The following is a 12,410-nucleotide window of genomic DNA, read 5'->3' as shown; positions in this document are numbered from 1 at the left end:
CTTCCGCCTTGATTACCGGTTCCCCCGCATGACCCAACTCGCCTCCAGTTACGACCCGAAGTCCTTCGAGACCGACCTCTACGAGGCCTGGGAGAAGGCCGGCCACTTCAAGCCGTCCGGCACGGGCGAGCCGTACACCATCCTGCTGCCGCCGCCGAACGTGACCGGCACCCTGCACATGGGCCACGCCTTCCAGCAGACCCTGATGGACGCGCTGGTGCGCCACCACCGCATGCGCGGCTACGACACGCTGTGGCAGGTCGGCACCGACCACGCCGGCATCGCCACCGAAATGGTGGTCAGCCGCAACCTGGCGCTGGAAGGCAAGGGCGAGACCCGCGATTCGCTGGGCCGCGAAGGTTTCATCGGCAAGGTCTGGGAGTGGAAGCAGCAGTCCGGCGACACCATCGAACGCCAGATGCGCCGCCTCGGCACCTCCGCCGACTGGTCGCGCAGCACCTTCACCATGGACCCGCAGCCGTCGGCGGCGGTCAACGAGGCCTTCGTGCGCTGGTACGAGCAGGGCCTGATCTACCGCGGCCAGCGCCTGGTCAACTGGGACCCGGTGCTGAAGACCGCCATTTCCGACCTGGAAGTGGAAAGCGCCGAGGAAGACGGCTTCCTGTGGTCGATCGCCTACACGCTGGATGAGGGCCTGAGCTACGAACACGTCGAGCGCGATGCCGACGGCGTGGAAACCCTGCGCGAAACCCGCGACTACCTGGTCGTCGCCACCACCCGCCCGGAAACCCTGCTGGGCGATACCGCGGTGATGGTGCACCCGGAAGACGAGCGCTATGCGCACCTGATCGGCAAGAGCGTGGTGCTGCCGCTGACCGGCCGCCGCGTCCCGGTGATCGCCGACGACTACGTGGACCGTGCCTTCGGCACCGGCGTGGTCAAGGTCACCCCGGCGCACGATTTCAACGACTATGAAGTGGGCGTGCGCCACAGCCTGCCGATGATCAACCTGTTCACCCCGGTGGCGGCGCTGAACGAAAACGCGCCGGAGCGTTTCCAGGGCCTGGACCGCTACGCCGCGCGCAAGGCCGTGCTGGCCGAGCTGGAAGACCTGGGCATCCTGGTCGAGACCAAGGCGCACAAGCTGCAGGTGCCGCGCGGCGACCGTACCGGCCAGGTGATCGAGCCGTACCTGACCGACCAGTGGTTCGTGAAGATGGACGACCTGGCCAAGCGTGGCCTGGAGCTGGTCGAAGACGGCAGCATTTCCTTCGTGCCGCCGAACTGGATCAACACCTACCGCCACTGGATGAACAACATCCAGGACTGGTGCATCAGCCGCCAGCTGTGGTGGGGCCACCGCATTCCGGCGTGGTTCGACGAAGCCACCGGCAGCTGCTACGTCGGTCGCAGCGAAGAGGAAGTGCGGGCGAAGCACAACCTGGGCAGCGACGTGGTGCTGAACCAGGAAAGCGACGTGCTGGAGACCTGGTTCTCCTCGCAGCTGTGGCCGTTCTCCACCCTGGGCTGGCCGAACGAACAGGCCATGGCCGAGCGCGGCTTCGACCGCTACCTGCCGTCGTCGGTGCTGATCACTGGCTTCGACATCATCTTCTTCTGGGTGGCGCGCATGATCATGGCCACCGACAACCTGGTCGGGAAGATCCCGTTCAAGGACGTCTACTTCACCGGCCTGATCCGCGACGGCCAGGGCCAGAAGATGTCCAAGAGCAAGGGCAACGTGCTCGATCCGCTGGACATCATCGACGGCATCACCATCGACGATCTGGTCGCCAAGCGCACCGGCGGCCTGATGCAGCCGAAGATGGTGGAGAAGATCGAGAAGGCCACCCGCAAGGAATTCCCGGACGGCATTGCTGCCCACGGTGCCGATGCGCTGCGCTTCACCATCGCCGCGCTGGCCACCCACGGCCGCGACATCAAGTTCGACATGAACCGCGCCGAGGGCTACAAGAACTTCTGCAACAAGCTGTGGAACGCCAGCCGCTTCACCCTGATGAACACCGAGGGTGCAACGTTCACCGGCGTGCCGACGCCGCGCACCGATGCCGAGCGCTGGATCCTTGCGCGCCTGGCGGCGGTGTCCAGCGAGGCGCAGGGCCACTACGCCAACTACCGCTTCGACCTGCTGGCGCAGTGCCTGTACGAGTTCGCCTGGAACGAGTTCTGCGACTGGTTCCTGGAGCTGAGCAAGCCGGCACTGAATGGTGCCGATGCCGCCGACGCCGAAAGCACCCGCCACACTCTGCTGTACGTGCTGGAAGCGCTGCTGCGCCTGCTGCACCCGCTCACGCCGTTCATCACCGAACAGCTGTGGCAGCAGCTGGCCCCGCGCCTGGGCCTGGCCGAAACCACGCTGTCGCTGCGTCCGTACCCCACCGCCGCCGAGTTCGAAGGCGATTTCGCCCAGGCCGAGGCCGACGTGGAATGGCTGAAGGCCGTGATCAGTGCCGTGCGCCGCGTGCGCAGTGAGCTGAACGTCGCGCCGTCCAAGCTGGTGCCGCTGCGCCTGCAGGCCGGTCTGGAGCAGGACCGCGTGCGCATCGAACGTTTCAGCGCCTCGCTGTCGTTCCTGCTCAAGCTGGACAGCATCCAGTGGCTGGCTGAAGGCGAAAGTGCACCGCCGGCTGCCGCCGCGATTGTCGGTGAGCTGAAGCTGCTGGTGCCGCTGGAAGGCCTGGTCGATCTCGATGCCGAGCGCGCGCGCCTGGACAAGGAGATCAAGCGCGTGGAAGGCGAGCAGGAGAAGAGCGAGACCAAGCTGGCCAAGTTCACCGACAAGGTGCCGCCGGCGGTGGTCGAGCAGGAGCGCGTGCGCCTGGTCGACTGGAACACCCAGCTGGCCGGCCTGCGCGAGCAGCGCGCGAAGCTGTGAGTGCAGGGGAAACGCCGGGTACTGCCCGGCGTTTCCTTTTGTAGAGTCGAGCCGTGCTCGACTCATGACAGCAGTCGAGCATGGCTCGACTCTACATTTCCCGCGCATGGCATCATCGGCGGATGCCGCTTTCCATCTTCCTGCTGGTTCTCGCCGCTGCAGCCCTGCACGCCAGCTGGAACGCGATCGTCAAGCGCGGGCCGGACAAGTTCCTCGGCACCGTACTGGTGACCGGCAGTGCCGCGCTGCTGTCGGCTGCCGCCCTGCCCTTCCTGCCATTTCCCGCCGCGCACAGCTGGCCGTGGCTGAGCGCGTCGGTGCTGCTGCAGGTGACCTACTACGGCCTGGTCGCACGCTGTTACCAGCAGGTCGACATGAGCCTGGCCTACCCGCTGATGCGTGGCAGCGCGCCGATCCTGGTCGCGTTGGCGGGCACCCTGCTGGGCGAGCAGCTGCCACCGGCAGCGTGGCTGGGCGTGGTGCTGGTCAGCACCGGCATCCTGTGCATGGCGCTGGGGGCGCGTGGCGGCCAGCTGCGCCTGCCGCTGCTGACCGCGGCGATGATCGCCACCTACACCCTGGTCGATGCGCAGGGCGCGCGTCAGTCCGGCAGCGCACTCAGCTATACGTTGTGGCTGTTCCTGCTGTCGGGCATTCCACTGCCACTGTGGGCGCTGTACACGCGCCGCGGCGCGGTGCTGGACTATGCGCGGCAGCACTGGCCGCTGGGGCTGGCCGGTGGCGTCGGCACCACCACCTCGTATGCGATGGCGTTGTGGGCAATGACCCAGGCGCCGGTGGCGATGGTCTCGGCGTTGCGCGAATCGTCGATCCTGTTCGCGTTGCTGATCTCGGTGTTCCTGCTGCGCGAACGGATTCCGCGCGCGCGCTGGCTGGCGGCGGCGTTGATCGTCGGGGGTGTGTTGGCACTGCGGCTGGCGTGAGGAAAGCGTGCCAACCAAGGTTGGCACCTACCACGGTAGGTGACGTGTCGATGACAGCGGAGATCCATCGGTAGTGCCGGCCGCTGGCCGGCAAACCTGCTCCGCTACAGCGGCGGCATCGCCTGCAGGTCGCCGTCGACCAGTTCGATCGCCATCACCACCGCGTCTTCGCGGCCCTGTGCGGCCGGGTAGTAACGCGGGCGGCGACCGATCTCGTTGAAGCCTTCGCTGTGGTACAAGGCCAGCGCGGGTGTGTTGGACGGACGCACTTCCAGGAACACACGCTGCGCACCCCGGTCGCCGGCCAGCTGTACCAGCGCGCGCAGCAACTGACGTCCGAGCCCACGCGACTGCGTCAGTGGATCGATGCAGACGTTCAGCACATGGGCCTCGTCGGCCGCGATGCTGAGTACGCCATAGCCGATCAACTGGCCATCGCGCTCCATGGCCAGGCCCGGATAGCCCGCACGCAGGCAGTCGACGAAGATGCCGCGGGTCCAGGGAAACGGATAGCCGCGTACTTCAATCGCCATCACCGCGTTGAGGTCGCTCTCGCGCAGCGCGCGCAGGCTGACCGGACCGGGCTGGCTGACCGCACTCATGGCGCGCCCCGCTTGCGCAGGGCGCGCAGCTGCGGCCACAGCGCGCGCTTGGCGGCCGGGTCCTGACGCAGCTGGTCCAGCGGCCAGCTGTCCATCAGCGCCTGCGTGGCCGGATCATTGGGATTGCAGCCGGACGCGCGCAGCAAGGCGATCTGCAGGCGATCCGGCAGGCGCACCACCGGCTGCCGGGCATTGCCGCCAGGCAGCGGCCGGGCAGCCGCGGGCGCGGTGTCCGGTGCGCTGACCGGGGTCTCGCGACGCGCTGGCGCCGGGCGTTCCTGGCGGGAAACCGGTGCGGCCGCAGCCAGAGGTTCGCGCGCGGGTGCGGTTGGCGCCCGCGCCTGCTCCGCCGCTGGTGTGGCAGCCGCCTCGGCTTCGGCCACGCTCAGCTGCAGCGCGGCATCCAGCTCGGCGGCCAGCTGGCCGTCGTGATAGACGGTGTAGCCCATGGCCTGCAGCCAGGCCTGCTGGGCCGGTGACCACAGCACGGGCAGGTCCCCGCTCACGCGGCCTCGGGCTTCTTGCGCAGGCGCTGCACGGCCCACATCACCGGGCCCGACAAGGCGTACAGGATGCCCACCGCGAACAGCACGCGCGGCAGATCGATGACCGCAATGGCGATCGCCACTGGCACCAGGGCCAGTACCAGGAACGGCACGCGGTCGGAGCGGGTGCCCTTGGCGCCGCCGCCCTTGAAGCTCCAGAAGCGGATGCGGCTGACCATCAGCAGCGCCGCGATGATCGTCACCGCCAGCGCCACGTAGCGCAGCTGGTTGCCGTCCCAGCCCAGGTTGCCATCGGCGAACGCCCAGACGAAGGACATCATCAGGCCGGCCGCGGCCGGGCTGGCAAGGCCGACGAACCAGCGCTTGTCGACCACCGCTACCTGGGTATTGAAGCGGGCCAGGCGCAGCGCCGCGCAGGCGGCATACAGGAAGGCCACGGCCCAGCCGACGCGACCCAGCAGCGGGTCGTCGAACTTCAGCCACGACAGCGACCAGTGGTACATCACCAGCGCCGGGGCCATGCCGAAGCTGACCAGGTCGGCCAGCGAGTCGTACTGCACGCCGAATTCGCTGCTGGTGCCGGTCAGGCGCGCCACGCGCCCATCCAGGCCATCCATCACCGCCGCCACGAACACGGCGATGCTGGCGTTGACGAAGTCCCCGTTGGCCGCGGCGATGATCGCGTAGAAGCCAGCAAACAGGCCGGCGGTGGTGAACAGGTTGGGCAGCAGGTAAATCGTGCGCGAACGCGGCGGCGGTGTGATCGGGTCCATGGAATCCAGTTTAATCGACTTGCCAGTGCTCGGCGCCAATGCTGCAATCGGCGTTCTACGCCCATTCCGTGGAGTTTGCCATGCGTGCCCTGTCCTGCCTTGGATGCCTGCTGCTGTTGGCCAGTGCCAACGCCGTGGCCGGCCCGGTCTATAAATGGAAGGACGCCAATGGCGTGACCCAGTATTCGGAGACCCCGCCGGCGGGCAGGAAGTTCGAGACCCGGGCGCAGGCGCGCAGTCCCCAGGCGGCGGCCAGCGCCGAGACCCCGGCCGCGCCGGTGCCCGAGCAGTGCAGCACCGCCCGCGCCAACCTGGCCCTGCTGGACGGCGGCGGCCAGGTTATGCAGGACACCGATGGTGATGGCAAGGCCGATACCGCGTTGGCTCCGGAGCAGCGCAGCGCGCAGAAGGGATTGGCTGAAGCCGCCATCAAGGCCTACTGCCCGGCGGAGTGAGGGTTATCGGCAGGGCTTGCAGCCCTGCACCCGCAGAGGCGGTAGCAAGGGCAACGTCAAGAGCGGGCATTCCGTGGAATGGCGGGGCGGTGTCGGAGTGCGGGGACGCCGCAAGTACGTCCCTGTAGGCTTGGCAGCCGCATCCATGCGGCTGACACCCCGCAATCCGACACCGCCCCACCCCCGACAGATTCCCGGTGGTCAGTAGATCCACGCCATGCGTGGATGAATCTCCATGGAAATCGAATAGTTCGAGAATTGATCGAACAGCAGCCGAGCATGGCTCGGCCCTACAAAAGGGCGACAGATCGCAGAAAACTGTCGAAGGCGGGGTGGGTCCGGTTGCGGGGGCGTGAGCGCCATGGATGGCGCGACCGAGCCACAGGGACGTATTTACGGCGTCCCCCGCAACCGGACCCACCCCGCCATCCCACGGGAAGCCCGCTGTTGCAGTTGCAGTTGACGTTGCTTGAGGCGGGTGCAGGGCGCAGCCCTGCCGATACCCCTCCCCCCGGCCGGGCTGGCAGAATAGGCGTCTCTGCCGTTATCCGAAGCCGACGATGCGCCTCTCCCAGTTCCACCTGCACACCACCAAGGAAACCCCCAGCGACGCCGAGCTCACCAGCCACCGGCTGATGCTGCGCGCGGGCATGATCCGCAAGCTGGCATCGGGCCTATACACCTGGTCGCCGCTGGGCCTGCGCGTGCTGCGCAAGGTTGAACGCATCGTGCGCGAGGAAATGGACCGCGCCGGTGCCGTGGAATTCCAGATCCCGACCATCCAGCCGAAGGAACTGTGGGAGCAGACCGGGCGCTGGCAGAAGTTCGGCCCGCAGCTGCTGAAGATCAAGGACCGCAAGGACCAGGTGTTCTGCTACAGCCCGACCGCCGAAGAAGCCGCCTGCGACTTCGCGCGCAGCGAGCTGTCCAGCTACAAGCAGCTGCCGGTGAACTTCTACCAGGTGCAGACCAAGTTCCGCGACGAGATCCGTCCGCGCTTCGGCGTGATGCGTTCGCGCGAGTTCCTGATGAAGGACGCCTATTCGTTCCACCTGCACGATGAGTGCCTGGTGCGCGAGTACGAGAACATGAAGTCGGCCTACAGCCGTATCTTCACCCGCCTCGGCCTGGATTTCCGCATGGTGCAGGCCGACTCCGGCGCGATCGGTGGCGATGCCTCGCAGGAATTCCACGTCATCGCCGATTCCGGCGAAGACGCGCTGGTGTTCTCCACCGGTTCGGACTACGCGGCCAACATGGAAGCGGCGATCGCTGCCGATCCGGCACCGCGTGCGGCCGCCAGCGAAGCCATGCGCAAGGTCGATACCCCCACCCAGAAAACCTGCGAGGATGTCGCGGCGCTGCTCGGCATCGACCTGCAGCGCACGGTGAAATCGGTGGCGCTGATCGCCGGCGAAGGCAAGGCACAGCAGTTCGTGCTGCTGCTGGTACGCGGCGACCATGAGGTCAACGAGATCAAGCTGGCCAAGGTTGCCGGCCTGGACGAACAGCGCTTCGCCAGTGAGGCGGAAATCGCCGAGCACCTGGGCAGCGTGCCGGGCTTCCTCGGCCCGGTCGCCCCGGCCAAGGCCATCCGCGTGGTGGCCGATCGCGAAGTGGCGGCGATGTCCGACTTCGTCGTCGGCGCCAACGAAGCCGGTTTCCACCTGGCTGGCGTCAACTGGGGCCGCGACCTGCCGGAACCGGAAGTGGCCGACATCCGCAACGTGCGTGCCGGTGACCGTGCGCTGGACGGTGGTGAACTGAAGATCGCCCGTGGCATCGAAGTCGGCCACGTGTTCCAGCTCGGCCGCAAGTATGCCGAAGCGCTGGATGCCACCGTTCTGGACGAGAACGGCAAGGCCGCGGTGATGGCGATGGGCTGCTATGGCATCGGTATCTCGCGCGTGGTGGCTGCCGCGATCGAACAGAACCATGACGATGCCGGCATCATCTGGCCGGACGCGATGGCGCCGTGGCAGGTGGTGGTATGCGTGATCAATCCGAAGGGCGACGCCGCCGTGGCCGAGGCCGCGGCCAACCTGCTGCAGGAGCTGCGCGATGCGGGCCTGGACGCGGCACTCGACGACCGTGGCCTGCGCCCGGGCGCGATGTTCGCCGACATGGAACTGATCGGCATCCCGCACCGCGTGGTGGTCAGCGAACGTGGCCTGGCCGCCGGCACCTACGAGTACCGTTCGCGCCGCGCCAGCGAAGCGGAAAGCCTGGACAAGGCCACCCTGCTGCAGCGCCTGCAGGGTTGATCAGGAAAAGACCGGGGCATGCCCCGGTCTTTTTTTGCCTGACGCCCATTTGAGCAATATTGCAGCGGACATAATCCGGTCAAAATCGACGCAATGCAGCCGGGATGCTGCCAGGCCATGACCGGTCTGCATTTGTGCTGGGATTAATTCATCTTTATTCTGTCCCGCGACGCCAGGGACTGGCTCGTCCCGTCCACTTATTAGTTTCCGGAGTAACCGTAAATGAGCATTGACCTGACCGGCCTGTCGGCACGCGAGCTGGGCGCCCTGATCCGCACCGCCAAGAAACAGCAGACCATCGTCGCCAAGCGCCGGCCGATCACCAAGGTCCGGGCACAGCTGACCAAGCTGGCCAAGACCGAGGGTTACACCATCGAGGAACTGTTCGGCGACGCCCCGGCCCCGCGCGCGCGCAAGGTGGCCAAGGTCGCCAAGGCACCGTCGAAGACCGCTGGCCGCAAGCTGGGCAAGGTTGCGCCGAAGTACCGCAACCCGGCCAATCCGAAGGAAACCTGGACCGGTCGTGGCAAGCAGCCGCGCTGGATGGCCGAGCTGACCGCCAAGGGCAACAAGAAGCCGGAAGATTTCCTGATCAAGAAGGCCTGAGGCCGGATCGGGATGCAATGAAAAACGCCGGCGAAAGCCGGCGTTTTTCATTCTTCGGAAAGGAAAGATGTGTGGACCAACGGTCCACACCCACAGGAAGCAGCCCAGAGGGCGATTACAGGGTTTTGCGGGCCGGCATCAGCAGGTTGCCGAACAGCAGGCCAGCGACCAGCGCCATCACCACGTTGAGCACGGTGAGGAACACGCTCTGGCCGGCGCCCACGTCCTGCTGTTGGACCAGGGTCAGCACGCCGCGCAGGCTGGTGCTGCCGGGCACCATCATGATGATGCCGGGCAGGCGGATGATTGCGCCCGGGCGGCCGACGAGGCGGCCGAACAGATTGCCACCGGCGGTCAGCAGCATCGCCGACAGGAAGATGCCAGCCGGCGCCCCCCAGGCGTGGCCACCGAACTTGGAGATCGCATAACCAGCGACCGAGGCCGCGATCACCCACGGATAATCGCGGCGGTTGGCCTTGAACAGCATCGCGAAGGCAAACGCTGCGGTCAGCAGTGAGCCCCACTCCACCCACGGCCCCTGCGGCCGCGTGGCGCGGATCACCGGATCGAGCCCGAGCACGTCGGCCAGGGTCACCGCGATCATCGCGCCGACGCTGAGCTTCATGATGGTGGTCAGCGCGCCGGCAAAGCGCGCGGTACCCGACACCCAGTGCTGGCTGGCCAGCTCATTGACCGCATTGGTCAGCGACATGCCGGGCAGCAGCACCACCAGCGAGGCGATGATCACCGTGTTGAGGTTGAGCGCGCCGATGAAGGACGCGACCAGGGTGGCGACCAGGCCGGCCAGCAGCGCGGCCAGTGCCTCGGCGGCTTCGCGGGTGGCCGGGCGACGGTCGGTGACCATGCCGAGCAGGCCGATCATCAGGCCGATGACACCGGCGGTGGCAATGTCCAGCCACGGCAGCTTCCACATGCCGGCCACACCGGCCGCGCCGAGGGTGAACGAAAGGATGGTGCGCAGCTTGCCGCGCCGGCCCGGATCCTTGTCCAGCTGGCGCAGCGCGGTGTGGCCCTGGGCGATGCTCATCCGCCCGTTGGCCACTTCCTCGGCGATATGATCGGCCACGCTGAGCTTGTGCAGGTCGTTCTCGCCGGGGGCCAGGCGGATCACGCGGGTGATGTCACTGGAGCCGATCGCCTGCGCAGGGTCGCTGAAGCTGAGGATGATACCGGTGGGATTCGACCACGGTTCACAATCCAGATCGAGCTGGCGGGCCAGTGCCACCACTGCCGTTTCCAGGCGCTGGGCCGTTGTGCCGTAGCTGTGCAGGCGTCCGGCGATCTCGGAAACGAAGGCCACGCGCTGCGCGTAGGTGGCCTGGGGCGTGGGGATCGTGTGAGCGTCTGCGGACATGCGCCGTAGTATTACCTAGGCTGGGCCTTACCGGAGAAATTCATCCGAGTTCGACGCGATGCCCAATACAGAACGGTTATGCTGCGACCCGAATGGCCCAAGTGACCCCGAACCACGCCCCCCAGCTCGAACAGGATGCCCATGACCCGGGCGTGATCCGCCTGTCCGGCACCTGGACCTTGAAGACCGCGCTGGCCGCGGCCGAAGTCCTGCGCGGCGTTCCCGACACGCTGACCGGCATCGATGCCACCGCCATCGAGAAGATGGATTCGGCCGGCGTGCTGCAGGTGCTGCGCGTGGCCCATCGCGCCGACCTCGGTGAGGACGCACTGAAGTTCCGCCCGGACCACCAGGCGCTGGTGTGCACCATCGAGGAAGTGGCCGACGACCGGCCCAAGCCCAAGCGCGACTTCGGCGTGCTGGCTGCACTGGAACGGCTGGGTGTCAGCGTCCATGCCACCGGCCACAACATCAAGGCGCTGTGCAGTTTCCTCGGCGAGAACCTGGTCAAGGCCGCGCGCCTGGTCAAGGAACCCCGCCGTTTCCGCCTGACCGCCACCGTGCACCAGATGGAGCAGGTCGGGCTGGATGCGGTACCGCTGGTGGCACTGCTGTCCTACCTGGTCGGCGCGGTGATCGCCTTCCTCGGCTCGACCATCCTGCGCGACTTCGGCGCCGAGATCTATGTGGTCGAACTGGTCAACATCGCCTTCCTGCGCGAATTTGCGGTACTGCTGACCGCGATCGTGCTGGCCGGCCGCACCGCCAGCGCCTTCACCGCGCAGATCGGTGCGATGAAGGCGCGCGAGGAAATCGATGCGATGCGCACCCTGGGCCTGGACCCGATCGACCTGCTGGTGCTGCCACGACTGCTGGCGCTGCTGGTCACCCTGCCCCTGCTGACCTTCATCGCGATGGTCGCCGGCCTGGCCGGCGGCATCACGGTGGGTGCGTTCGATCTGGATATTCCGCCGCAGATGTACATCGCGCGCATGCACGAGACGATGGAAGTGCGGCACATGCTGGTCGGCCTGTCGAAGGCGCCGGTGTTCGCGCTGGTGATCGGCCTGATCGGCTGCCTGGAAGGACTGAAGGTCGAAGGCACGGCGCAGTCGGTCGGCGAACGCACCACCTCCAGCGTGGTGCAGACCATCTCGCTGGTGATCATCATCGACGCCTTCGCGGCGTTGTGGTTCATGCACATGGACTGGTGACATGAGCACACATCCGACGCCCGAAGAAATTCCCATGCAGGACGACGACGGCCACGAGCTGGCCATCCGCGTGCGTGGTCTGGTCAACCGTTTCGGCAGCCAGACTGTGCATGAGGACCTGGACCTGGACGTGCGCCGCGGCGAGATCCTGGGCGTGGTCGGTGGCTCCGGTACCGGCAAATCGGTGCTGATGCGTTCGATCCTCGGCCTGCGCGTGCCCGATGCCGGGCAGATCGAAGTGCTCGGCCGCGACGCGCGTGCCGACGATGCCGAGAGCCGCCTGCACATCGAACGCAACACCGGCGTGCTGTTCCAGGACGGCGCGCTGTTTTCGTCGCTGACCGTGGGTGAGAACGTGCAGGTACCGCTGAAGGAGCACCATCGCGAACTGCCCGAGCGCTGGCACTACGAACTGGCGCTGCTGAAGGTGAAGCTGGCCGGCCTGCCCGCCGATGCGATCAACAAGCTGCCCTCGCAGCTGTCCGGTGGCATGCGCAAGCGCGCCGGCCTGGCCCGCGCATTGGCGCTGGACCCACCGCTGCTGTTCCTGGATGAACCCACTGCCGGCCTCGACCCGATCGGCGCGGCGGCGTTCGACCGCCTGATCAAGACCCTGCAGGAAGCGCTGGGGCTGACCGTGTTCCTGATCACCCACGACCTGGACACGCTGTACGCGATCTGCGACCGGGTAGCGGTGATCGCCGACCGCAAGGTCGTGGCCAATGCGCCCCTGCCTGACATCGAGAAACTGGATCATCCGTGGATCCAGGAATACTTCCACGGACCCCGCGCGCGCCGCGCGTGGCGAACAGAT

Annotated in this window: 10 protein-coding genes and 1 pseudogene; 7 read left to right on the top strand and 4 right to left on the bottom strand. The window is 66.9% G+C overall.

Features of this window, described 5'->3' with window-relative positions; all coding sequences use genetic code 11:
* The first annotated feature begins 28 nt into the window (after window positions 1–28).
* Window positions 29–2,857: a valine--tRNA ligase gene (locus ACZK3W_RS02670; protein WP_478450408.1), complete on the top strand. Its 2,829-nt coding sequence runs from the start codon at window positions 29–31 to the stop codon at window positions 2,855–2,857.
* A 122-nt stretch (window positions 2,858–2,979) separates the two neighbouring features.
* On the top strand, window positions 2,980–3,801 hold the full coding sequence (locus ACZK3W_RS02665) for an EamA family transporter (RefSeq protein ID WP_197615413.1): 822 nt from the start codon (window positions 2,980–2,982) through the stop codon (window positions 3,799–3,801).
* A gap of 104 nt (window positions 3,802–3,905) precedes the next feature.
* On the opposite strand, the gene rimI is transcribed toward ACZK3W_RS02665, so the two are convergent.
* Genes rimI through pssA form a run of 3 tightly spaced genes read right to left on the bottom strand, consistent with a single transcriptional unit; the run spans window position 3,906 to window position 5,682 of the window.
* Window positions 3,906–4,403, bottom strand: a complete 498-nt coding sequence (gene rimI, locus ACZK3W_RS02660; RefSeq protein WP_032128003.1) for a ribosomal protein S18-alanine N-acetyltransferase — start codon at window positions 4,401–4,403, stop codon at window positions 3,906–3,908.
* On the bottom strand, window positions 4,400–4,909 hold the full coding sequence (locus ACZK3W_RS02655; protein ID WP_121504844.1) for a hypothetical protein: 510 nt from the start codon (window positions 4,907–4,909) through the stop codon (window positions 4,400–4,402). The genes rimI and ACZK3W_RS02655 overlap by 4 nt, the downstream gene beginning before the upstream one ends.
* Complete coding sequence (gene pssA / locus ACZK3W_RS02650) at window positions 4,906–5,682, bottom strand: CDP-diacylglycerol--serine O-phosphatidyltransferase (protein ID WP_019660986.1); 777 nt, start codon at window positions 5,680–5,682, stop codon at window positions 4,906–4,908. The genes ACZK3W_RS02655 and pssA overlap by 4 nt, the downstream gene beginning before the upstream one ends.
* A gap of 80 nt (window positions 5,683–5,762) precedes the next feature.
* On the opposite strand from pssA, the gene ACZK3W_RS02645 reads away from it, so the two are divergent.
* The 3 genes from ACZK3W_RS02645 (at window position 5,763) to ACZK3W_RS02635 (ending at window position 9,007) form a co-directional block, all read left to right on the top strand.
* Window positions 5,763–6,137, top strand: coding sequence for a DUF4124 domain-containing protein (locus ACZK3W_RS02645; RefSeq protein WP_049400296.1), 375 nt, complete (start codon window positions 5,763–5,765; stop codon window positions 6,135–6,137).
* A 560-nt stretch (window positions 6,138–6,697) separates the two neighbouring features.
* Window positions 6,698–8,401 carry a proline--tRNA ligase gene (locus tag ACZK3W_RS02640; RefSeq protein ID WP_478450407.1) on the top strand — a complete coding sequence of 568 codons (1,704 nt, stop codon included), beginning with the start codon at window positions 6,698–6,700 and terminating at the stop codon, window positions 8,399–8,401.
* A 222-nt stretch (window positions 8,402–8,623) separates the two neighbouring features.
* The gene (locus tag ACZK3W_RS02635) at window positions 8,624–9,007 is read left to right on the top strand and encodes an H-NS histone family protein (RefSeq protein ID WP_005415203.1); all 384 of its coding nucleotides are present in this window, start codon (window positions 8,624–8,626) and stop codon (window positions 9,005–9,007) included.
* Between the two features lie 115 nt (window positions 9,008–9,122).
* Here ACZK3W_RS02635 and ACZK3W_RS02630 read toward each other — a convergent pair whose 3' ends face one another.
* Window positions 9,123–10,382, bottom strand: coding sequence for a threonine/serine exporter family protein (locus ACZK3W_RS02630; RefSeq protein ID WP_049398420.1), 1,260 nt, complete (start codon window positions 10,380–10,382; stop codon window positions 9,123–9,125).
* Window positions 10,383–10,474: 92 nt separating this feature from the next.
* On the opposite strand from ACZK3W_RS02630, the gene ACZK3W_RS02625 reads away from it, so the two are divergent.
* Together ACZK3W_RS02625 and ACZK3W_RS02620 are read left to right on the top strand one after the other, a co-directional pair.
* Window positions 10,475–11,596 carry an ABC transporter permease gene (locus ACZK3W_RS02625; RefSeq protein WP_032127999.1) on the top strand — a complete coding sequence of 374 codons (1,122 nt, stop codon included), beginning with the start codon at window positions 10,475–10,477 and terminating at the stop codon, window positions 11,594–11,596.
* 1 nt (window position 11,597) lies between these two features.
* Window positions 11,598–12,410, top strand: a pseudogene (locus ACZK3W_RS02620) (ABC transporter ATP-binding protein); the annotation flags it as partial.

Source organism: Stenotrophomonas sp. 80084_Sma (assembly GCF_056481995.1).
This window is presented reverse-complemented; position numbering and strand designations above follow the sequence as displayed.

Bases quoted from the DNA above. Each gene is read 5' to 3' on its own strand.
- ACZK3W_RS02670 (WP_478450408.1), top strand. From the start codon at position 29: ATGACCCAACTCGCCTCCAGTTACGACCCGAAGTCCTTCGAGACCGAC.
- ACZK3W_RS02665 (WP_197615413.1), top strand. From the start codon at position 2,980: ATGCCGCTTTCCATCTTCCTGCTGGTTCTCGCCGCTGCAGCCCTGCAC.
- rimI (WP_032128003.1), bottom strand. From the start codon at position 4,403: ATGAGTGCGGTCAGCCAGCCCGGTCCGGTCAGCCTGCGCGCGCTGCGC.
- pssA (WP_019660986.1), bottom strand. From the start codon at position 5,682: ATGGACCCGATCACACCGCCGCCGCGTTCGCGCACGATTTACCTGCTG.
- ACZK3W_RS02645 (WP_049400296.1), top strand. From the start codon at position 5,763: ATGCGTGCCCTGTCCTGCCTTGGATGCCTGCTGCTGTTGGCCAGTGCC.
- ACZK3W_RS02640 (WP_478450407.1), top strand. From the start codon at position 6,698: ATGCGCCTCTCCCAGTTCCACCTGCACACCACCAAGGAAACCCCCAGC.
- ACZK3W_RS02635 (WP_005415203.1), top strand. From the start codon at position 8,624: ATGAGCATTGACCTGACCGGCCTGTCGGCACGCGAGCTGGGCGCCCTG.
- ACZK3W_RS02630 (WP_049398420.1), bottom strand. From the start codon at position 10,382: ATGTCCGCAGACGCTCACACGATCCCCACGCCCCAGGCCACCTACGCG.
- ACZK3W_RS02625 (WP_032127999.1), top strand. From the start codon at position 10,475: ATGGCCCAAGTGACCCCGAACCACGCCCCCCAGCTCGAACAGGATGCC.